Source organism: Pseudomonas extremorientalis (assembly GCF_024584605.1).
In the GTDB taxonomy this organism is placed as follows: domain Bacteria; phylum Pseudomonadota; class Gammaproteobacteria; order Pseudomonadales; family Pseudomonadaceae; genus Aquipseudomonas; species Aquipseudomonas extremorientalis.
On record NZ_CP089519.1, the window covers coordinates 2,586,517 to 2,606,787 of the forward strand.

General features: G+C 62.0%; 20 protein-coding genes. 9 read left to right on the forward strand and 11 right to left on the reverse strand.

The features are described from left to right. Position 1 precedes the first annotated feature (1 nt). The 3 genes from LUU92_RS11755 to LUU92_RS11765 form a co-directional block, all read right to left on the reverse strand. A complete protein-coding gene (locus LUU92_RS11755) occupies positions 2-1,030 on the reverse strand; it encodes a purine-nucleoside phosphorylase (RefSeq protein WP_071491249.1) in 1,029 nt (342 codons plus the stop codon). A gap of 14 nt (positions 1,031-1,044) precedes the next feature. Continuing rightward, positions 1,045-1,992, reverse strand: a complete 948-nt coding sequence (locus LUU92_RS11760) for a nucleoside-specific channel-forming protein Tsx (protein ID WP_071491250.1) — start codon at positions 1,990-1,992, stop codon at positions 1,045-1,047. A gap of 172 nt (positions 1,993-2,164) precedes the next feature. Then, entirely contained in the window at positions 2,165-3,085 is a 921-nt protein-coding gene (locus LUU92_RS11765) for an AraC family transcriptional regulator (protein ID WP_257103654.1), read from the reverse strand. 232 nt (positions 3,086-3,317) lie between these two features. Between LUU92_RS11765 and LUU92_RS11770 the strand changes: the two genes are divergently transcribed. Beyond that, positions 3,318-4,607 carry an ABC transporter substrate-binding protein gene (locus tag LUU92_RS11770; protein WP_371322053.1) on the forward strand — a complete coding sequence of 430 codons (1,290 nt, stop codon included), beginning with the start codon at positions 3,318-3,320 and terminating at the stop codon, positions 4,605-4,607. 19 nt (positions 4,608-4,626) lie between these two features. Beyond that, a complete protein-coding gene (locus LUU92_RS11775; RefSeq protein ID WP_257103656.1) occupies positions 4,627-5,400 on the forward strand; it encodes an L-iditol 2-dehydrogenase in 774 nt (257 codons plus the stop codon). A 64-nt stretch (positions 5,401-5,464) separates the two neighbouring features. On the opposite strand, the gene LUU92_RS11780 is transcribed toward LUU92_RS11775, so the two are convergent. Then, positions 5,465-6,157 (reverse strand): NUDIX hydrolase, encoded by a 693-nt coding sequence (locus LUU92_RS11780; protein ID WP_257103657.1) that lies wholly within the window; start codon positions 6,155-6,157, stop codon positions 5,465-5,467. 146 nt (positions 6,158-6,303) lie between these two features. On the opposite strand from LUU92_RS11780, the gene LUU92_RS11785 reads away from it, so the two are divergent. Genes LUU92_RS11785 through nadE form a run of 3 tightly spaced genes read left to right on the forward strand, consistent with a single transcriptional unit; the run spans position 6,304 to position 8,991 of the window. After that, positions 6,304-6,951 carry a nicotinamidase gene (locus LUU92_RS11785; RefSeq protein ID WP_257103658.1) on the forward strand — a complete coding sequence of 216 codons (648 nt, stop codon included), beginning with the start codon at positions 6,304-6,306 and terminating at the stop codon, positions 6,949-6,951. A gap of 11 nt (positions 6,952-6,962) precedes the next feature. Then, the gene (pncB, locus tag LUU92_RS11790; protein WP_071491256.1) at positions 6,963-8,180 is read left to right on the forward strand and encodes a nicotinate phosphoribosyltransferase; all 1,218 of its coding nucleotides are present in this window, start codon (positions 6,963-6,965) and stop codon (positions 8,178-8,180) included. Between the two features lies 1 nt (position 8,181). Then, a complete protein-coding gene (gene nadE / locus LUU92_RS11795; protein ID WP_071491257.1) occupies positions 8,182-8,991 on the forward strand; it encodes an NAD(+) synthase in 810 nt (269 codons plus the stop codon). Here nadE and LUU92_RS11800 read toward each other — a convergent pair whose 3' ends face one another. From LUU92_RS11800 to LUU92_RS11830, 7 genes are read right to left on the reverse strand one after another with little or no spacing between them, the layout of a single operon-like run. Further along, on the reverse strand, positions 8,992-10,023 hold the full coding sequence (locus LUU92_RS11800) for an ABC transporter substrate-binding protein (RefSeq protein ID WP_257103659.1): 1,032 nt from the start codon (positions 10,021-10,023) through the stop codon (positions 8,992-8,994). It lies immediately after the preceding gene. A 14-nt stretch (positions 10,024-10,037) separates the two neighbouring features. Beyond that, a complete protein-coding gene (locus LUU92_RS11805) occupies positions 10,038-11,135 on the reverse strand; it encodes an NAD(P)/FAD-dependent oxidoreductase (RefSeq protein WP_222539967.1) in 1,098 nt (365 codons plus the stop codon). Further along, positions 11,132-12,475 (reverse strand): FAD/NAD(P)-dependent oxidoreductase, encoded by a 1,344-nt coding sequence (locus LUU92_RS11810; protein WP_092245780.1) that lies wholly within the window; start codon positions 12,473-12,475, stop codon positions 11,132-11,134. The genes LUU92_RS11805 and LUU92_RS11810 overlap by 4 nt, the downstream gene beginning before the upstream one ends. After that, on the reverse strand, positions 12,472-12,762 hold the full coding sequence (locus tag LUU92_RS11815) for a (2Fe-2S)-binding protein (RefSeq protein WP_071491261.1): 291 nt from the start codon (positions 12,760-12,762) through the stop codon (positions 12,472-12,474). Before LUU92_RS11815 ends, LUU92_RS11810 begins: the two co-directional genes overlap by 4 nt. Next, positions 12,762-13,556 (reverse strand): ABC transporter permease, encoded by a 795-nt coding sequence (locus tag LUU92_RS11820; protein ID WP_071491262.1) that lies wholly within the window; start codon positions 13,554-13,556, stop codon positions 12,762-12,764. The genes LUU92_RS11815 and LUU92_RS11820 overlap by 1 nt, the downstream gene beginning before the upstream one ends. 4 nt (positions 13,557-13,560) lie before the next feature. Further along, positions 13,561-14,406, reverse strand: coding sequence for an ABC transporter permease (locus tag LUU92_RS11825; RefSeq protein WP_257103660.1), 846 nt, complete (start codon positions 14,404-14,406; stop codon positions 13,561-13,563). After that, the gene (locus LUU92_RS11830) at positions 14,403-15,431 is read right to left on the reverse strand and encodes an ABC transporter ATP-binding protein (RefSeq protein WP_257103661.1); all 1,029 of its coding nucleotides are present in this window, start codon (positions 15,429-15,431) and stop codon (positions 14,403-14,405) included. Before LUU92_RS11830 ends, LUU92_RS11825 begins: the two co-directional genes overlap by 4 nt. Before the next feature lie 242 nt (positions 15,432-15,673). Between LUU92_RS11830 and LUU92_RS11835 the strand changes: the two genes are divergently transcribed. The 4 genes from LUU92_RS11835 (at position 15,674) to LUU92_RS11850 (ending at position 20,242) form a co-directional block, all read left to right on the forward strand. After that, positions 15,674-16,504 (forward strand): IclR family transcriptional regulator, encoded by an 831-nt coding sequence (locus LUU92_RS11835; protein ID WP_071491265.1) that lies wholly within the window; start codon positions 15,674-15,676, stop codon positions 16,502-16,504. A gap of 291 nt (positions 16,505-16,795) precedes the next feature. Beyond that, positions 16,796-17,929, forward strand: a complete 1,134-nt coding sequence (locus LUU92_RS11840) for a hypothetical protein (protein WP_257103662.1) — start codon at positions 16,796-16,798, stop codon at positions 17,927-17,929. A 359-nt stretch (positions 17,930-18,288) separates the two neighbouring features. Further along, on the forward strand, positions 18,289-18,861 hold the full coding sequence (locus tag LUU92_RS11845; protein WP_257103663.1) for a DUF2239 family protein: 573 nt from the start codon (positions 18,289-18,291) through the stop codon (positions 18,859-18,861). Between the two features lie 25 nt (positions 18,862-18,886). Beyond that, complete coding sequence (locus LUU92_RS11850; RefSeq protein ID WP_257103664.1) at positions 18,887-20,242, forward strand: MATE family efflux transporter; 1,356 nt, start codon at positions 18,887-18,889, stop codon at positions 20,240-20,242. Positions 20,243-20,271: the final 29 nt, after the last annotated feature.

Here is a 20,271-nt window from a genome sequence, read left to right on the forward strand (position 1 = left end):
GTCATGCCTCGGGAACACCTTTTTCCCAGGCCGACCAGTTGTTGAGGATCGCCTGTACCAGCGGGTTGCCCGTGCGGTACAGGTTCTCCAGCGCCGGGACAAAACCGCCCTGGTCCGCGTACTTCAACAGGTTATCCACTTCGCTGTAGCCCGGGTACGGCCGGTCGAAATCCGAACCGGCCCGCACCACCGCCAGGCGCTGGATGTCCACCAAACCTTCGCGGCTGGCGCGCAGCAGGGCCTCATAGGTGGAGTTGTCTTCCTGCTGCGTGGTGCAGTATTCGCCTTTGTTGTCGGTCAGCAGCTTGGTCCACACCTCGGCGCGCTCGCTCAAACGCGTGCCGGAGAACCAGGTGTTGCCCGCCAGGGTGTCGCAGCGCGTAACTTGCGGCGGCTGGTTGGCCGGCGCGGCCGGGTAGTGTTTGCGCCAGGCGCTGGATTCCTTGCTTTCCGTCAGCTCGACCTTCTGTGACAGGGCAAACGCCTTGGCCTGCAATTTGGGGTTCAGCTCAAACACTTCGGTCTTGTAGTCCAGCGGTGGTTTTTCGTTGGGGCCCTTTGTGTTGATGCCGAGATAGCCGGTCGGCCAATCCTTCGGCGCATCCCGTGAGTCCAGCTCCCATTGGGTGCCGAATTCCACTAGGTAATGCGCCCACGCGGCGGTGCCGATCGTGCCGTGCTTGGGGCTGATACCGGCGATCCCGGCGGTCAGGAAATAGCTTTGGCGCAGGTCGAATTTGGGCGAAAGGGCCAATGCCAGGGTGGAGGCCGCGGCGTTGGTCTGGCCCATGCCGGTGACCAGCAGGCACACATCCCGGGTATTGCAGCGGATCACCGGATACTCGGCGGACAGGCCCGGCACGCGCACTTCCTGCTTGAGTTCCAGGCGGTCGATCCAGGTTTGCGCCTCGGGGGCGAACATGGTGATCAGCATCACCTTGGGCTTGATCGGCGCGGGTGCATCGGCCAGCACCACCTGGGGCAGAAAGGTCAGGCCAACGGCCATTGAGAGACGGGTCAATGCGTTCATCTAAAGCTCCTTGATCAGAATTGATAGCCCACGCCGGCGTAGTAACCCCAACCGTCCGAGCGGGCGCGGAAATTGCCTTCGCCGAAATTCAACTCGCTGCCGTCTTCCCAGTTGCCGCCGTTATGAAAGTAACGGCCGACCAGGGTGAAGCGCAGATGGGTAAACGAATACAGCAGCACGTTGGTGGCCACCAGCGAGTTGGCGGTGCGTGCAGGGTTGTCCTTGTGCAGGTCCGAGCCAAAATCGTAGTTGGTAAAGCCGATGTAGGTCAGCGAGGCGCCGTTATCGAATTTGCCGATGGGCACGATGTACTTCATTTGCGCACGGTAGCCGTCCCAGGAATATTCGTTGCTGGCGCCATAGTTTTCCCACTGGTAACGCCCGTAGAAGTTGGCCGACAGGTTGACCCGCGAGTGGGTGTCGATATCGGTGCCCAGGCCGCTGTACAGCGTATTGGCGCGGTTGGCCTTGTTGCTGCCGTGGTCGTAGATCCAGTCGAAGGCCACGTACCATTCCTTGAACGGCCCGATGGCCAGGCTGCGGCCCGCCAGGTAGTCGATGGAAATCCGCGGCTCATGCTCCATGAACACCGGCGAGCCATGGTCCCACACGCCCTTGTCATTACTGTTACCGATGGTGAGGATCTTCGGCACGTCGATATAGCCGTACAACTCGAAAGGCCCCTTGCGACCGAAGTATTCGTACTCCAGATAGACGTCATCCTGCGGCTTGGGGCCGAAGCTGATGTCTTTGCTGCCGATCAGCGTCAGGTCCTGGTTGAACCAATCCGACAGGTACACGCCTTTTTTCGCCGGGTTGGCTTCCGGGCTGAGGGTTTCGCCCTGTGCTGAGTCATCGACGGGTTTTTCCTGCGCCAAAACGGGCGCGCTGAGTAGTCCCGTAACGGCGGTCAGTAGCAAGGAAACACCAAAGCAGGTAGGACGCCTTGAGGTGGAATGCATTGAAAATCCCTATTCGTACGCGGTTTGAACCCGATTCTTCGGGTAGAGGTGAACTTGGTCGCCAAGTTCGTACCGCAAACGTTTGCACAGGCTGTACCAACTTTGTTCAATCGATTGATCAGCTTGGAAAAAAATAGGATTAGTCGACCTTTTGGTCAGAATTGACCGGGTGTCATTTTTCGATGCGGTGGAACAGGTGCGTCGCGGTTTCCCGTCGATAGTCACTCGGCGTCTGATTCATCTCGATGCGAAAGTGCCGGTTGAAATTCGACAGGTTGGCGTAGCCCACTTCAAAGCAGATGTCCGCCACCGACATATCGCTTTGCAGCAACAGCCGGCAGGCGCGTTGTACCCGGAACTTGCGCATCAGCTCGATAAAGCCGTGGCCGGTGTTGCGCTTGAAGAAGCGCGAAAAGCCCGGTTCGCTCATCTCCAACTGTTGCGCGATCACCGACAGGCGCACATCGCCGGTCAGCTCGCGCATCAAATAGTCGAATGCCTTGTTGATGCGTTCGGCGCTGCGTGCATCCAGGGTCGGCGCGTAGCAGGGGCTGGCCAGGGCCTTGGCCTGATGGGGCGGGGTGTTTTTCAGGGTGTCGAGCAATTGCAGGAACAGGATCAAGCGTTGCAGGCCCTGGGCGTTACCGATGGCTTCCATCAGGTGGGCGGCCTGCAGCGCCGTGTCCCCGGTGAACTCCAGGCCACGGCGAGCCTGTTCGAACAACGGCTGCAGGTCGCCCAGCTCCGGCAGGGTGTTGCGCAGGGCGAGGAGGGCGGCGCCGTCGAATTGCAGCACCACGTCGCGGCCGCTCAGGTATTCGCCGGGGGCCAGTTCGCCGATCCAGTCGTGGGGCAGGTCGGGGCCGATCAGTGCGACATGCCCGGCGCTGAATGCACCGATGTAGTCGCCCGCTACGAGTTTGCCGCTGCCTTGGCGGATCAGGTGGATTTCGAATTCGGGGTGGTGGTTCCAACGCGCCAGGTCGTAGGGGTAGTCGTGTTCGAACCAGCGGAAACAGTGGTCCGGCTCGGGCAGGATCACTTCCAGTTCGGCGGGGCGGTGCTCGAACAGCGTGGCACGGCTGATGGGCATGAGCGGACTTCTTGGGGTTCTTGTAATCGCTTCAAAATACGCGCCTCGGGCGTTCAGGCGCTACCCCCGCTTGCGTCCGGCACTGATACTTTTTTAACTCGCACGCCCGGGTTAAAAAAGTACCAGTCGAGCATCCGCCACGGGTTTGTGAGGGCCTGGCCAAGCTGCTGTAATCGGCGCTCAACAACAAAAACAACAGGTGGAAACCGCCATGTTCAAGCTCCCGCAAGTGATGTTCCTGCTGTCCGGCCTGGCACTGGCCATGCCCAGCCACGCCGCCGACACCGTCACCATCGCCACGGTCAACAACAGCGACATGATCCGCATGCAGCGCCTGTCCAGGGTGTTCGAAGCCCAGCACCCGGACATCACGCTCAACTGGGTGGTGCTGGAAGAAAACGTGCTGCGCCAGCGCCTCACCACCGACATCGCCACCCAGGGTGGGCAATTCGATGTGCTGACCATCGGCACCTACGAAACCCCGCTCTGGGGCGCCAAGCACTGGCTGGAACCCTTGGCCCAACTGCCGGCCGATTACGATGTCGACGATATCTTCCCCTCGGTACGCCAGGGCCTGTCAGTCGACAACACCCTCTATGCCTTGCCGTTCTACGGCGAAAGCACTGTCACCTACTACCGCACCGACCTGTTCCAGCAGGCGGGCCTGAGCATGCCGGCGCACCCCACCTGGACCCAGCTCGGTGAGTTCGCGTCCAAGCTCACCGCCAAGGACAAGGGCCAATACGGCATGTGCCTGCGCGGCAAGGCCGGCTGGGGCGAGAACATCGCCTTGCTCAGCACCATGGCCAACGCCTTTGGCGCGCGCTGGTTCGACGAACAGTGGAAGCCCGAGCTGACCAGCCCCGAGTGGACCGCGGCCGCCAACTTCTATGTCAATACCCTCAAACAGTACGGCCCGCCGGGCGTGTCCAGCAATGGCTTCAACGAAACCCTGGCGCTGTTCAATAGCGGCAAATGTGCAATCTGGGTCGATGCCAGCGTCGCCGGCTCCTTCACCACCGATAAAAGCCAGAGCAAAGTGGCCGACAGCGTAGGCTTTGCTGCCGCGCCCACCGAGGTCACCGATAAAGGTTCGTCCTGGCTCTACGCCTGGTCCCTGGCGATCCCGGCCACTTCCAAACACAAGGACGCCGCCAAGGCCTTTATCAGTTGGGCGACGTCCAAGGACTACATCCAACTGGTGGCCGACAAAGAAGGCATCACCAACGTGCCGCCAGGCACCCGCCAGTCCACCTATAACGAGGCGTATCTGCAGGCGGCCCCGTTTGCCCGGGTGACCCTGGAGATGATGAAACACGCCGACCCCGCGCATCCGTCCGTCAAGCCGGTGCCGTACGTGGGTATCCAGTACGTGACCATCCCCGAGTTCCAGGCCATCGGCACCTCGGTCGGCAAGCTGTTCTCGGCGGCGCTGACCGGTGGCATGTCGGTTGACCAGGCCTTGCTGCAAGCGCAGTCCACCACCGAGCGCGAGATGAAACGCGCCGGCTATCCGAAGTAACTTTTGACGGGACCTACTGATGAAACGACTGGAAGGTAAAAGCGCGCTGATCACCGGATCGGCGCGCGGTATCGGCCGCGCCTTCGCCCAGGCCTACATCGAAGAGGGCGCCACAGTCGCCATCGCCGATATCAACCTGCAACGGGCCCAGGCCACGGCTGCCGAGCTGGGCCCGCAGGCCTACGCCGTGGCCATGGACGTCACCGACCAGGCCTCTATCGACGGCGCGATTGCCGCCGTGGTGGCCCAGGCCGGCAAGCTGGATATCCTGGTCAACAACGCTGCGCTGTTCGACTTGGCACCCATCGTCGACATCACCCGCGACAGCTACGAGCGGCTGTTCTCGATCAACGTCGCCGGTACGCTGTTCACCCTGCAAGCCGCGGCGCGGCAGATGATCCACCAGGGCCATGGCGGCAAGATCATCAACATGGCCAGCCAGGCCGGACGACGCGGCGAGCCACTGGTGGCGATCTACTGCGCGACCAAGGCGGCGGTGATCAGTCTGACGCAATCGGCGGGGTTGAACCTGATCAGGCAGGGCATCAACGTCAATGCCATTGCGCCCGGCGTAGTGGACGGGGAGCATTGGGATGGTGTGGATGCGCTGTTTGCCAGGCATGAAGGGCTGGCTCCGGGAGAGAAGAAGAAGCGGGTAGGGGCCGAGGTACCATTTGGGCGGATGGGCACGGCGCAGGACCTGACCGGAATGGCGATCTTCCTGGCGTCAAAAGAGGCCGACTACGTGGTGGCGCAGACCTACAATGTCGATGGCGGCAACTGGATGAACTAGGGCCCAATGTGTGAGGGGGCAAGCCCCCTCCCACTGTTGAGCCTCTTTGTTCGTTGACTCGGGGCTAGTCCGCAAAACTGCGGTCGAAGAAGTAAATCTCTCCAGGCTTCAGGTTCTCCACCGTCGCCTGGGGCCTGCCGCCTTCACCCTGTTTCTTGCGCCCGGTCTCGCGCAGATACCCTGCCTCCGTCAGCTTCAACAACCGCTGGCGAATACTGGTCTTCAACACCGGCCGCGCCAGCACCAGGGAGAAGATCGTGGTCGCGTCCGGTGCGCTGAATTCATTGCCCAGAAACATCAGCGGCAAGTTGCTGTACAACGACTTGGAAAACAAACGGTCCTGCACCGCTGCCACAATGCTGTTGTGATCGAACGGCAACTTGATGCCGCCACTCGCCACCGCTGTCAGCGAATACCAGCGCTGGTGCTCACCCAGCGTCACGTCCTCGTTCACGATCGCCAGGTAATAGGTGGACGACGACCAGCAGCGCGGATCGCGAAACGCATCCCCCACCGTCCCCACCTGTTCGCTCCAGGCCAGGTCCAGCCCGACCTTGTCACTCGCCCGCAAGCGCTCCACCGCAGCCTGGAGGCTCAGGTCCTGCACGCCGCCATTCACCACCACGCCCGGCAGCGCCCAGTGCCCGGCGAAGGGCTCGGCGTCGCGCTGGTTCAGCAGCAGTTTCAGTTCGCCAGAGATGCGGCAGTAAGACAGCACGCACAGGTCGACGGTATGGAGGTAGGCGCTACGGGGCATGTGATGTCCTTCTAAACAGCAGTGCGGCACAGTCTAACGGATCGAACAGATATGTCATGTACTGAGTCCAGGATAGATACGCAAATGTTTGTTGCAATGAAAGTACATGACGTGTGCTTTTGTTTCCAGGCCACAGGAGAACCACCATGACCCTCGCGACAACCGCCATTGCCTCATTCGACGTCGACGCCCAGAAGAGTTTCACGCCGCTGTGCCCCAACGAGTTGCCGGTGGCCGGCGGTGACCGGATCGGCGCCGAGCTCAACTACATGGCCAGCCTTGCCGGCCATCGTGTCGGCAGTAAGGACGCCCACACCCCGCACGCGCCCTGGGTGGTGGCGCAGCACAGCGACATGTTGCAACCCACCGGCCTGGCCCATGCCGATGTCACTTGGGTCAGCCACTGTGTACCCGGCACCGAGGGCTTCACCCTGCTGGATGAGTTGCCCGCGCCTTATGACTACGACTACTTCATCTGGAAAGGCGTCGAACCCGACCTGCATCCCTACGGCGCCTGCTACCACGACCTGCACGACAAGCTGTCCACCGGCGTCATCGAGTATTTGAAAGCCCAAGGCGTGGTTCGCGTGATCGTCGGCGGCCTGGCCCTGGATTACTGCGTCAAGACCACCGCGTTGCAGTTGCTCAAGGCCGGCCTGGAAGTGGTGCTGCACTTGCCGGCGTGCCGAGGCATCAGCGAGGAGGGCGGTGTACAGGCGGTCAATGAGTTGCTCAAGGCCGGTGCCGCTATCAGCCGCACCCGCGAAGAACTGGCCGCAATGGCCACGCGTTAAGGAGAGACACCATGGAAAGTGCATACGACTACGAATCCCCGGTGATCCAGGGGTTGCTCGACACCGATTACTACACCTTCACCATGATGCAGGCGGTGTTGCACCAGTACCCCAACGTTGATGTGGAGTACAACTTCATCGTCCGCTCCAGGGAAAAGCTCGGCCACCTGATTCCTGAAATCCGTGCCGAACTGGAGAAACTCGCCAGCCTGCGGATGCGCGAAGGCGAGTTGCGCTTCCTGTTCAACCCGCGTTTTCGCGAATACCTCACCCCGGATTACGAGCGCTTCCTTGGCCTGTTCCGTTTCAACCTGCGCTACATCCACGTCAGTGAAGTCGACGGCCAACTCAATATCCGCGTGGTCGGCCCGATGCTGCACTGCATCATGTTCGAGCAACCGGTACTGGCGTTGGTCAGCGAGCTGCGCAACCGCGACAAATACCCCGATGTGACCCTGGAAGACGTCACCCGCAAGCTCTACCAGAAGTTCGACTGGCTGGAGAAAAACCTCAGCCGCGACGAACTGGCCGACCTGCGTGTATCGGACTTCTCCACTCGTCGGCGCCTGTCGTTCAAGGCCCAGCGCGAAGTGGTCGACATCATGCGCCGCGACTTCCCCGGCCAGTTCGTCGGCACCAGTAACGCGCACCTGGCCTACGAGTTCGACCTGCCGCTGATCGGCACCATGGCCCACCAATGGCTGATGGTGCACCAGCAACTGGGCCGGCTGCGCGAGAGCCAGAACGCCGCCCTGGAAAACTGGGTGCGCGAGTACCGTGGTCGCCTGGGGATCGCCCTGACCGACTGCATCAGCACCGACTTTTTCCTCAAGGACTTCGACCTGTACTTCGCCAAGCTCTACGACGGCCTGCGCCAGGACTCCGGCGACCCCATCGCCTGGGCCGACAAGGTGTTGGCCCGCTACAAGCAACTGGGCATCGACCCGATGACCAAGGACCTGATGTTCTCCGATGGCCTGAACTTCGAAAAATGCCTGCCGATCCTGCGTCACGTGCGCGGCAAGGCCAGGTTCGGGTTCGGCATGGGCACCAGCCTGGCCTGCGATGTGGACGGCGTCGAGCCGCTGAGCATCGTGATGAAACTGGTGCGGGTGCACGGCGAGCCAGTGGTGAAGTTCTCCGATGACCCGATCAAGAACGTCTGCGAAGACGCCTCGTTTTTGCAGTACGCAGCACAAGTGTTCAACGTTGGCAGTGTGGAGGTGTGACATGCAAGAACGTATCGCACGGGAACTGAACATCAATCGCGCGTTGACCCAAGGCGGCGAGCCCGAGGAAATCCAACGGCGCATCGACTTCATCAAGACCACCTTGCGCCACTCGGGCTGCAAGGCCCTGGTATTGGGCATCAGTGGCGGCGTCGACTCCCTCACCGCCGGCCGCCTGTGCCAAATGGCGGCAGAGCAATTGCGCAGCGAGGGTTACGCCGCACGCTTCATCGCCATGCGCCTGCCCTACAAGACCCAGGCCGATGAACGCGACGCCCAGGCCTCCCTGGACTTCATCACTGCGGACCACATCGACACCCTCAACATCGCCGCCAGCGTCGACGGCCTGATGGCCAGCCTGACCGCCGCCGAAGCCAGCGCCGAGCATGTCGATTTCATCAAGGGCAACGTCAAGGCCCGCACGCGCATGATCGCGCAATACGCCGTGGCCAACCTGCACAATGGCCTGGTGGTGGGCACCGACCACGGCGCCGAAGCGTTGATGGGTTTTTTCACCAAGTTCGGCGACGGCGCCTGCGACCTGGCCCCGCTGTCCGGCCTGACCAAAACCCAAGTGCGCCTGCTCGCCACGGCCCTCGGCGCACCGGACAACCTGGTGCACAAACACCCGACGGCCGACCTGGAAGAGCTGGTACCGGGCAAGCTGGACGAGCACGCCTACGGTTGCACGTATGCAGAGATCGACGCCTACCTGATGGGCGAACCGGTGAGCGAGCGGGTGAGGACGATTGTCGAGGGCGCGTACAGCAAGACAGCACACAAGCGCGCGCTGCCGATTGCGCCCCTTTGATTAACGCTCGATCGACCGACTCCACCGCGCATTCCACTCCGGCCGCGCCTGGTTCACCTGGTCCCAATCGATCGAAATTGCCGTCTGCAAGTAACTCTGCATCGCTTCCACCCGCGCACGGGTCTTGTCGGTGGTCGGTGTGGTCGGGTTCGACAGAATCTGGTCGCCTTCTTCCAGCGCCGGTGCCTGGGCTTCGGCGGTCAGCAGGAAGGCCGCGAGTTTCTGCGCCAGTTCTGGCTGGTCATTGCGGGCGATCACGCATTCGGCCACGTTCAGCACCACGGCGCCTTCCTTGGGCTGCGCGTATTCCATGGGCACGCCGAGCAGCTTCTGGGTGGCGACCTGGGTTGGGGTCAAAGGAAAGATCGCGGCTTCGTCGGTCTGCACCATCTCGGAGATTTTTGCCGAGCTGGCGATGTATTCCAGCACATTGGGCCCGACGGTTTTTGGCCAGGCCTTGAAGCCGGGCTCCACGTTGGTTTCGTCGCCGCCCTGGATGCGGTTGAACATCAGGAAGCCGTGCAGGCCGAAGGTGGACGATGCCAGGGACTGGAACACCACTTTCTCCTTGAAGCGCGGGTCGGCCAGGTCCATCCACGAGGTGGGCGCGGCCCAGCCTTTTTCCTTGAACATCCTGGCGTTGTAGCCCAGGCCGGTCACGCCGAGGGTCACGGCCACGGCTTCGTCCTTGATCTTCGCCTTGGCCGGGATCTGTTCCAGGGTCGGGCTCGGCGCCAGTTTGTCGCACAGGCCCATGGAGATCGCGCGGTACATGATGCCGTCGTCGAGGAACATCACGTGCATCTGCGGGTTGTCTTTGTTGGCCTGGACCTTGGCGAGGATGTCCGACGAGGTGCCGGGCACAATCACCACCTTGACGTTATTGGCCTTTTCGAACGCGGGCAGCACCTTGTCGGCGTACACCCGTTCCATGGTGCCGCCGTTCATGCCCAGGTACAGCGTGGGCGCGGCGTGCGCCGTTGAGGCGAGCAGGGCGAGGGACAAGCAGGACAGCGCAATGCGTGGGTTCATGGATGTTTTTCCTCTCAGGCTTGGAAACGACGGATGGAAAACGCTTCGATGGGGTGGCGGCTGGCCCCGGCGCAGACGATCTCTGCCAGGGCTTCACCGACTGCGGGACCAAGCTGGAACCCGGCGCCGGCAAAGCCGAAACCGTGGAGCAAGCCCGGTTGGGTACTGCTGGGGCCGATCACCGGTTCGTGATCGGGGAGGTAACCTTCGGTGCCGCTCCAGGTGCGGATGGCCTGGGCGCCTTTGAGAAAGGGGTAGAGTTCGCCGGCATTGCGCAGGATCTCCAGCACCGCCGCCTGCCCTGGGCGCGCGGTCAACGGGCCCAGGGCAAAGCCGCGACCGCCGCCCAGGATGCAGTTGCCCCGGGCGACCTGGCGCGCATAAATCCCGCCGCCTTCAACGCCGGTACTCACGTTCATCACCACCGGCAACGGCTCGGTGACCAGCATCGCCGGGTGCGCGCAGGTGATCGGCACCGCTTCGCCAAACTGCGCGGCGACGCTTCCGGCCCAGGCGCCGGCGCAGTTGAGCAGCCACGCTGCCTGCAGGTGCAGGCCGTTGGCGCAATGCACCTGGAACCGGCGGCTGTCATGCTCGATGCGCATCACCTCGGCCTGCTCGTACACGGCGGCGCCACAACGCTGCGCGGCACGGGCGAAGGCAGGAGATACCAGACGCGGATTGGCATGCCCGTCTTCCGGACACAGCGAGGCGCCCACGGCAATATCGCCGACCCAGGGGAAGCGTGCGCGCAACTCGGCGTAGTCCAGCAACTGCAGGCCCAGGCCAAAGCCACGGGTCTGCTCGGCATACGCCTGCAACGCCGCGAAGTCGGCATGACTGCGCGCCAGCTTCAAATGCCCGGAGCGCACGTATTCGCCGTCGATGCCGATCAACCCCGGCAAGTCGGCCCACAGTTGATGGGCGCGCTGTGACAAGGGCAGTTGGTGCAGGGGCCGACCCTGGCGTCGCACGCCGCCATAGTTGACGCCACTGGAATGGGAACCGCAGAAATCCCGCTCCACCAGGGCCACGCGCTGGCCTTTCTGCGCGAGCATCAAGGCTGCCGAGGCGCCGACGATGCCGCCGCCGAGGACGATCACATCGATCATGGCTGCACCTCCACGCCAAACGGCAGCGGCTTGATCGGTGCCTGGCCGCGCAGGCGGCCCACCTGTTCAATCCCGCGACCGCTGCGCTCGGCGACGATTTCCGCCGCCGCCAGCCCACACATCCGGCCCTGGCAACGACCCATGCCAACGCGACAGTGAGCCTTGACCCGGTTGAGCTCCCAGTGGCCTTCATCCACCACCGCGCGTATCTCGCCGGCGCTGACTTCTTCGCAGCGGCACACCATCAATGCGTCCGGCGCTTGGGCCGCCCACTGCTCGGGGAAGGGGAACGCGGTTTCCAGCCCATGACGAAAACGCTGGATGCCCGCCAGTTGCTGCTCCAATACGGCGGGGCGGCGCTGATCAATCGCCACGCCCGAATCTTCCAGCACCGCCAGTGCCGCACGCTCACCGGCCATCTTCGCGGCGTCCGCGCCCATGATCCCTGCGCCGTCGCCGGCCAGGTACACACCGTTGACGCTGCTGCGCCCGGCGTTGTCCCGTTGCGGCAACCAGGCACGGTTCAAGGTGTTCCAGGCGAACTCACAGCCGAGCAAGTCCGCCAGTTGGGTTTCACTGCGCAGGGCATGAGCGAAAGCGACGGCATCGCACGCCAAAACATGGTCATCCCAACGAATACCGCTGACTCGCTGTTCTCCGTCGATTTTCTGCAGCGTGGCACCCTGATGCACGGGAATCCCATGGGCCGTCAGCCAGGCGCGGTAATACATGCCCTTGGCCAGGGTCAGTGGTTGCCCGAGCAGCGCCGGCAACGCACGGCACTGCGCACTGAACGGCGCGCTGTCAAGTACCGCCACCACCTTGGCCCCGGCCTTGGCGTATTGGTAGGCGACCAGATACAGCAACGGCCCGCTGCCGCAGAACGCCACGCGCTCACCGATGGCGCAGCCCTGGTATTTCAAGGCGATCTGCGCCGCGCCCAGGCTGTACACGCCGGGCAGGGTCCAGCCCGGCACCGGCAGGATACGGTCGGTGGCACCGGTCGCGACAATGATCCTGGCGTAGTCGACGCTCTCGGCACGGCCGTTGTCGAGCAGGTCCAGGCGACCGTCCTCGGCATTCCACACCAGGGTTTGCGGTCGATAGTCGATCAGCGGCGCCAGCTCATCCATCGTGCGGTGCGCGGCTTGCGCCTTGCTCGCTTCAAAGCCATAGATCTGCCTGGCACTGCGCTGAAAGCCCAAGGGTTGTCGCCGATAGATCTGCCCGCCGCCGCGCAGGTTTTCATCGATCAGGCACGGTGTGACGCCATGGTCGAGCAGGGTGCGCGCCGCGCTGATCCCGGCCGGGCCTGCGCCCACAATCACCACCGGCTTCATGGCTGGCGCCCCGGGTCGCGGCTGATCGCCTGGCCTTCTTCCAGCAGCGTCGAGCAGGCGCGTACGCGGCGACCGTCTTCAAGGCGCACCCAGCAATCCTGGCAGGCGCCCATCAGGCAGAAACCGGCGCGGTGCTCGGCGCTGAAGTCACTGCCGCGCAGGTGCTCGGCGCAGGTCAGCATGGCGGTGAGCAAGGTATCGCCGAGCAAGCCGCTGGCGGGTTGGCCGTCCAGGGTGAAGGACAGGGCAGGGCGCGCGGTCTCGGCCAAGCGTTTGAACAGGGCCATCAATGTTTCCCCACCAGCACGCGGTCCAGGCCGTAGACCCGGTCCAGCAGAATCATGGTGGCCGCCGTCAGCGCAATCACCAGCGCCGACACCGCCGCCATCATCGGGTCGATGGACTCGGTGGCGTACACGTACATGCGCACCGGCAGGGTTTGCGTGGCCGGCGAGCTGACGAAGATCGACAGTGTCACCTCATCGAAACTGTTGATGAACGCCAGCAACCAGCCGCCAGCGACACCGGGCAGAATCATCGGCAGGGTGATCTGGCGAAACAGCGTAAAGCGGCTGGCGCCGAGGGATTCGGCCGCCTGTTCGGCACTGCGATCAATACCGATGGCGGCCGCCAGCACCAGGCGCAGCACATACGGCGTGACGATCACCACGTGGGCCAGCATCAGCCAGGTAAAGCTGCCGTTGACCCCCATCAGCGCGAACAACCGCAGCATCGCCACCCCCAGCACCAGGTGCGGGATGATGATCGGCGACAAAAACAACGCACTGAAAAAATTACGCCCGGGAAACGAATACCGGCTGATCGCCAACGCTGCCGGCACCGCAATCAATGTGGCCAGGCTTGCCGCAGTGAAGGCCAGCACCAGGCTGTTATAGAACGCCTGGATAAAATCCGCACGCTCGAACACCGCACGAAACCAGCGCAGGGAGAAGCCCGAGGTGGGCAGGCTCAAGGTGTTTTCCGGGGTGAACGCCACCAGGCACACCACCACCAGCGGCGCCATCATGAACAGCACCACCAAGCCGTGGAAACCGAGGGCCAAAGGACCGTTTCTGGACATGCGCTCAAACCCCCAGGGACTTTTTATAGCGGCCTTCGACCATGCGGTTCCAGCTCAGCATGATCAGCAGATTGACCAACAGCAGCACCACCGCGATGGTCGCGCCCATGGGCCAGTTGAGTTCCGAGAGATATTGGTCGTACACCACGGTGGCGACCATTTTCAGGCGGCGCCCGCCAAGCAGGCCGGGGATCGCAAAGGAGCTGGCGGCCAGGCCGAACACGATCAGCGTGCCGGACAGCACGCCGGGCATGACCTGTGGCAGCACGATCCTGCGCATCACCGTGGCCTGGCTGGCCCCCAGCGACAATGCGGCCTGCTCAGCCGACGGGTCGAGTTTCTGCAGGGACGTCCACACCGGAATGATCATGAACGGCAACATCACGTGCACCAGCGCGATAATCACCGCGAAGGGCGTGTACAGCAGCTTCACCGGGCGCCCGCCGAGCAGTTGGATCAGTTGATTCACCAAACCATCGGCGCCCAATAGCAGGCTCCAGCCGAAGGCGCGCACCACCACCGAAATCAGCAATGGCGTGAGGATCAGGATCAGGAAGATCGAGCGCCACGGCGTACCCATGCGGCTGAGGATGTAGGCCTCGGGCACACCGATCACCACGCACAGCAGGGTCACCAGCGCGCTGATCCAGAAGGTGCGCCAGAAGATCTCGTAGAAGTACGAGTCGCTGAGCAGTGACAGGTAATGGGCCAAGGTCCATTCATCGGCCTTCACGCCCACCTGGTAATCGAACACGTTGAACGACAGGACCAGGGTCAGGCCCAGCGGCAAAACCAGCAGCCCGGCAAACAGCACCAGCGCCGGCAGCGACAGCAGGTAACCACGACTCATGCGTGCACCTCATCGGCTGCCAGCACGCGCAGCAGGTCCGAATGCCAGTCCAGGCCCACCGCTGCGCCACAATCCAGCGGCGCGCTACCGTCGTTGCTGCGCACCACGGTGATTTCGCCGAGGTCGGTGTGGACGCGGTACAGCCATTGGCTGCCGAAGAAATAGCGGTCGAGCACCTTGCCTTGCAGGCGACCGGCCCCCGCGTCCACCAGGGTGATTTTTTCCGGGCGCAGGCTCAGGACCAGCTCGCCGTCGCCGCTTTCATGTCGCACTTGCGCAGTGCCCAACTGATCGTAATCGCCGGCCAGCAGGTTGGCCTTGCCGACGAAGTCCGATATGAAGCGCGTGCGCGGGTGTTCGTAGAGCTTGTACGGCGCATCGATCTGGGTCACGCGCCCGGCCTGCATCACCACCACGCGGTCGCTGATGGACAGCGCTTCGGCCTGGTCGTGGGTGACCATCAAGGTGGTGATGCCGACGGCGCACTGGATGCGGCGGATCTCGAACTGCATCTCTTCGCGCAGGTTGGCGTCGAGATTGGACAGCGGCTCGTCGAGCAGCAACACCGGCGGCTCGATTACCAACGCACGGGCCAGGGCCACGCGCTGGCGCTGGCCGCCGGACAGTTCCCGCGGGTAGCGGTCGGCGTGGGGGGCGAGGCGCACCAGTTCCAGCACAGTTTTCACCTTGCTGGCGATCTCGGCGGCCGGCACCTTGCGCATCTTCAGGCCAAAGGCGACGTTGTCGCGCACGCTCATGTGGGGGAACAGCGCGTAGCTCTGGAACACGACGCCCAGGCCACGGCTGGCGGGCTTGGCGTGGGTGATGTCGCGGCCGTCGAGCAGGATCTGCCCGCCGCTCACGTCGACGAAGCCGGCGATCATTTGCAGGGTGGTGGTCTTGCCGCAGCCCGAAGGGCCGAGCAGGGAAACGAACTCGCCTTTTTCCACCGCAAGGTCGGTGGCGACCACCGCGTCGACGGCGCCGTAGCGTTTGCTCAAGGCGTTGAGTTGGAGAAATGCCATGTCTGCGTTCCACCTTTTTTGAGTCGCGTCGAAACGCGCTTTTTTGTTTTGGGCAGATGCGAATGAGGTGTTGCCGGTGCGTTGGCGCTCGATCTTGAGTCGGCTGCCGGTTGTTGTTCATTTCGCCCCTGTGGACGCAGATTAGGGCGAAGACTAGGATGGGCGGAAGATGGAATTTCACTGAACGGACTATTATTTTCTTATTTATTCATTCACCGGAATTTGCAAAGAGATTGAAAGTCATGGATTCCACTGATCGAAATGAAAATAACAAAGAGGTCGGTGCCGGTGCGGTATCCCGGCTGTTCGCGCTGCTGCGCACCTTGGGTGACGTGCCGGAGGGCGGCGAACGCGTCACCCAACTTGCGCAACAGGTCGGCCTCTCGCAGCCCACTACCCACCGCCTGCTGCGTAGCCTGATGGACGAAGGCATGGTCGAACAGGACGCACGCAGCAAGCGCTATCGCCTGAGCCTGGAGTTCTTTGCCCTGGCGGCGAACGCGGGCAAGACCGGCAACCTGCGCGACCTGGTGCGCCCGAGCATGCTGCGCCTGAGTGCGTCATTGGGCGACTCGCTGTTCCTGCTGGCGCGCAGCGGTTTCGATGCGATCTGTCTGGACCGCAGCGAAGGCCCGTACCCGATCCGCACCTTCACCGGCGATATCGGCGGGCGCGTGGCGTTGGGGGTGGGGCAGGGCAGCCTGGCGATCCTGGCCTTTCTGCCGGAGGAAGAGCGCGAAACCGTGATCCGCTACAACCTGCCACGGCTCAAGGACTTCCACCTGTATGACGAAGTGCTGTTGCGCTCGGAAGTGGAGAACGTGCGCAACCTGGGGTATGCGGCGCGCAATACCGGGGTGCTGGAAGGCATGGCCGGGTTGGCCGTGCCCATCCTCGATCGGGACGGGCACGCGGTGGCGGCGCTCAGTGTGGCCACTATCAGCGATCGCCTGGGGCCGAGCCGGTTGCCGATGGTGGTGGAGTTGCTCAAGCGCGAAGCGGCGGCGATCGGGCCGCGGATCAATCCGTTTGATCCGACGTTACGCAGGCCCTCACAAACCTTTGGTAGGTAGTTCAGATGGCGGCCAACACTACCGACCTGGCCGTAGTACTGCCCATATACAGGGGTGCGAATTAGTTATCCAGCAGGTAAGTTTTTTTGTTCATGTTTAATGGAACTGTCCTTTTACACGTTGCCACAGATGGATGTTGACTTAATGCTAACTGGCGCGTTGGTCGGCTTATTTGCATCAACTATCTGAGGTATTGCAATGACATCTACTCTTTTCGGTCCGTTCATACAAACTCACTACCCTTACTCTAATCCGTTGGACGGTGGCGCCAGGTTTGGTAATCAGCCCGCAATGAGTAACTTACTGGGGACCTCTCAGCTGCCTCCCACTTCCACAGTTGCACGGGCCTTTGTCGACGCCTTCCCTTATTTCCAGGGAGAATCTGGTTTTGTCACGAGGGCAACGCTTGAGCATGCTGCCAATCGTCTACCGAGCGGTGATCCGTATCACGATCAAATGACACAGCTGGCAAGGGACGTTCTTAGCCGTCCAGGAATGGTTGAGTTACTCGATGGTATCAACCATGGCGGCCATGAAGATGGTCTGATCAGCCTGGGTGATGCGCAGGCGGTGGTCTTTGAGTACGAAGACCAGGAGGGAGCGTACATGCTGGGTGGACCGGATGCGTATAACGGTGGCACGCGAGGTGGGCCAGGAGGGAATTATGGTGGTATGCAAGGAGCGCCGGGGAATTATTACGGCAATATGCAGAGCCAGCAAGAGGGGTATTACGGTGGCATGCAGCGCAGTCGTTTTGAAAATGGATATGGCGCCAATGGGGCACGCAATTATTATCCGGCAGAGAGCGGCGTGAGCCCGCAGAATGCTGAGGTCGCAAATAATTTCAAACATGCCAAAGACTCAGATTTAACGACGGAGTTGGGTAATAATTTTGATTACTTCAAGCCAAACCAGGATGGCAAGATCACTCAGCAATCGCTTCGTGAAGTTGCAAATCGTCCTTTGACTGGTAACCCTGTGGATGACCGAATGACCCTGTTGGCCAAGGAAATCATCAGTCGGCCGGGGCTCAATAGAAAACTGGATTCCGATCATGATGCTGACACGTCTGACGGGATTATCGGGCGCGACACTATTGAAAGGGTAGCCACGCAGAATGCAGCGCCAAGCTATCAAAAAATGAGCGATGTTGAACTGCTTCAGGCCCTTGACGAAAAGTTCAAACAGTACTGGAGTGCGGATAACTACATCAGCTTCGATAGTTTAAAAAGTGCCGCTGCAGAGTCCCCGCCGACAGATCGGTCTCGGCTCGCAGCTGAACTTCTCCGGCGCCCAGGCCTGATGAAGGAGGTCGATATTGGCACTGATGGCAAAGGCGGTAGGGGCGCAGAAGATGAAAGGTTTAACTGGGTCAACGTCGACCACGTAATAAGAGAAAAACAAGCGCAATCGTCGCGTGGTTGATTGTGGGCCGCCACATTCCGTGACCAGTCGGGGCTGATCATTCTTTCCGGCCGTACCTGTCGCTCATACTCTTCGGCGGTGATCAGTCCCAACTGCACCGCCGCCTTTCGGGTAACCTGCGCCACACGGTCATAACCCAGCAGGGGATTCAGCACCGTCGCTATCAATATCATCCGCCAGTATCGTGATGAAGATGGCGGGCTGATTACGGTGTCGGAAACGGTCTATCCAGCATGCCGTTTCACCTGATCCTGCAGATGAAGCGCGACAAGCTCTGACCCATACGACAATAACCTTGCATCTGGTAAAACTTTGGCTAATATGATCCGGGTAAAACACATATCACCCGGGTAATAACCATGCCTACGCACCCCCTTCCTGCTTGCACCGCCTTTGTTCGCCACCAACGTGTGGCGGCAGGTTCCTATGCCGACGTCGCCACGACGCTCGCCGAGCTTGACCAGCCCACGGGCAGCTTCCTGGTCTTCGACGATGCCACCGGCAACCAGGTCGATTTTCCCTGGCCTGCGGGCTATGCGCCCGAACCACCTGCCCAGGTCGACATGACTGACGAGCCTCCCGCTCCCCCCTCGGTCGGGCGCCCGAAGCTGGGGGTGGTCGCACGGGAAGTCACGTTATTGCCGCGTCATTGGGAATGGCTGGGCCAGCAGCGCGGTGGGGCTTCGGCGGCGTTGCGGCGGCTGGTGGATGAAGCGCGCGCTGCCCACGCTTCCCGTGATCGAATACGCCAGGCCAAGGAAGCCGGCTATCGGTTCATGAGTGCCATCGGCGGTGACCTGCCCGGCTTCGAAGACGCCTCGCGCGCGTTATTTGCCTTTGATGCAGCGGATTTTTCCAGCAAGATCGCGCACTGGCCGGTAGACGTGCAGGCCTACCTGGCCTGGCTGTCACGCGACGCCTTCCCTGTTTAACAACAACTCCTGGATCCGAACCCTCATGGAAGTCACCCAGCAACGGCCGCTGTGGCAGATCTACCTGATCTTTCTGGCACCGATGGTGCTGTCCAACTTCCTGCAAAGCTTTTCCGGCACCCTCAACGGTATCTATGTCGGGCAGATGCTCGGCACCCAGGCGCTGGCGGCGGTGTCTGGGATGTTTCCCATCGTGTTCTTTTTTATCGCCCTGGTGATCGGCCTGGGGGCGGGCGCCTCGGTACTGATCGGCCAGGCCTGGGGCGCGCAGGAAACCGCGCTGGTCAAGGTGATCACCGGCGCCACACTGACTCTGGGGGCGTTGGTGGGGGTGATCGCTGCGGTGCTCGGCAGCCTGTTTGCGCGCCCGGCCTTGCAGGCACTCGGCACGCCGGTCGATGTGCTCGACGACGCCGTGGGTTATGCACAGATGATGATGTTGATCATGCCGCTGCTGCTGGTCTTTATCCTCTACACCCAATTGCTGCGTGGTGTCAGCGACACGATCTCGCCGTTGCTCGCGCTGATGGTTTCGACCCTGGTCGGCCTGTTGCTGACACCGGCGCTGATCCGTGGCTGGATCGGCCTGCCGCCCTTGGGTATCCAGAGCGCGGTGTACGCCGGGTTGGTGGGTAACGCGGCAGCGATGCTGTTTCTGATAATGCGGCTGCGCCACAAGAACCATGTGATGGCGCCGGACCGTGAATTGTTGGCGGCCCTGCGCCTGGATCGGATCATTCTCGGCAAGGTCCTGCGCATCGGCTTGCCCACGGGCTTGCAGATGGTGGTGTTGTCGCTGTCGGAGCTGGTCATCCTCGCCCTGGTCAACGGTCACGGTTCCCAGGCCACGGCGGCCTATGGCGCGGTGACGCAGATCGTCAACTACGTGCAGTTCCCGGCGCTGTCGATTGCGATTACCGCATCGATCCTCGGGGCCCAGGCGATTGGCGCCGGGCGTCTGGAGCGCATCGGCCCGATCCTGCGCACCGGCCTGCTGATCAACACCTGCCTGACCGGTGGCCTGATTGTGCTGGGTTATGTCCTGTCCCACTGGCTGCTCGGCCTGTTCATCACCGATGACGCGGCACGGGTCAATGCCGAACACCTGTTGCACATCATGTTGTGGAGCATTTTGGTATTCGGCTTCCAGGCCGTGATCGGCGGGATCATGCGCGCAAGCGGCGTGGTGTTGATGCCGGTGGCGATCTCGATCTTCTGCGTGCTCTGCGTGGAACTGCCGATGGCGTACCTGCTCAACGCCCACTTCGGCCTGGAAGGGGTGTGGATGGCGTTTCCGTTGACCTACCTGGCCATGCTGGCGTTGCAGACTGCGTATTATCGGCTGGTGTGGCGACACAAGCAGATCAAGCGGTTGGTGTGATAAAAGGTTGCGCACCTTAAGGACAGAAG